Source organism: Helicobacter sp. 10-6591 (assembly GCF_003288805.1).
In the GTDB taxonomy this organism is placed as follows: domain Bacteria; phylum Campylobacterota; class Campylobacteria; order Campylobacterales; family Helicobacteraceae; genus Helicobacter_F.
Genome location: NZ_NHYK01000044.1, coordinates 1 through 1,400 on the forward strand (window position 1 = coordinate 1; position 1,400 = coordinate 1,400).

1 pseudogene is annotated in these 1,400 nt (G+C 36.1%); it reads right to left on the reverse strand.

What is annotated here, in order from left to right:
- Positions 1–1,345: pseudogene (locus tag CCY97_RS08075) on the reverse strand (hypothetical protein); the annotation flags it as partial.
- Positions 1,346–1,400 lie beyond the last annotated feature (55 nt).

Below are 1,400 nucleotides of genomic sequence, written 5' to 3' on the forward strand. Positions count from 1 at the left end.
GATTGCCATTGTCTTGATTCTCTAACTTCCAATCTAGGATTTTTATACTGCCGCTGCTATTCTCATTTTTGATTACAGTGTTATTGCCCACTGTTCCTTTGTTGTCAATTTCTAAAGTTCCAGTGCCCTTATTTGTGATATTGCCTTTGAGTGTTCCTCCACTTTCATTTTTCACTACTCCTTCTATTTTGCCTTGTTCACCTATTACAATTACTTCTTTACCTTCTGTTCCCATATCTTTGTAGTTTGTAATCCCAGCTTTCGTGCCTTTCAAAGTACCATTTACTTGAATCGTACCTGTGAGTTGGTAAGTGTCTGTGTTATTGCTTTGTTGAGCTTGTCCATTTTTTCTCTTATCTTCCACATTTCCTAGTACCAAACCACTGCCACTTCCTCCTTCTACTATAGCTCCTTCTTTGATAATGAGATTTTCAACTATTCTTTCGTTTTTCTCATTGTTATTTCTTCTGTCAAACTCTATTCTGCTTAGGTTTATTCCATTTTCTCCACCTTTTACTATTCCTTGCTCTATTTCTAGATTGGTTATAGTTGTTTTTAAAGGACCTCCAGCATTAAAGAATGCTATGCCATCTTTCTTGCCTTCTATGGTTCCAGAATTTTTAAGATTCTTTATACTCCCACCTTCTATGAAGATTCCATAGTTTCCACCTTTGATAGTGCCTGTGTTTTCTATAGTGTCGTATATTGGTTTAGATTCGCTTTGCTGCTGCATATTTAGCTGTCCAATCAGAATACCTGCAGAGACGTTAGTGCTATTGACATTGCCATTGCCATTTGTTATTTCTATGGTTCCAGAATTCTTGAGATGGGTGATAGTAGTATTTTTACTACCAATTATAACAATTCCAGCTCTTTTGCCTTTGATAGTTCCTTGATTATCAAAGCTTTTGATTGTAGTATGGCCATGTTCATGAAGATAGATTGCTCCATGTACAGTTCCATTATTTAAGTTGCCATTATTACTTGTATTCTCTATCAATCCTTTGTTTTCAAAACTTGTGATAGTAGCATGAGCCAAGGATACAGCCCCTTGACCAGCTGCTGAAATCGTTCCAGAGTTTGTAAAGTTTGTAATAGTAGCATTGGTGAGTCCTATGCCTTGACCATTTGCCTTTATAGTCCCCTCATTGATAAAAGTTTCAATACTTCCATCATAGCCATTGGGATTATTCTGTCCATTTCTCTCAATCTTTATTGCAACCGCATTTCCAGTTGCTGAAATAAGCTTTTCATTTTTAAATGTCTCAATCTTAGCACCTTGGAGTCTTACAGCAGCATTTTGATCTTTTGATTCTATAGTGCCATTATTAGTGAAGTTTTTCACAACAGTTTGGCCACCTTTAGTAGTAGTTTTCCCATTTTTTGTTTTTTCATCTGTA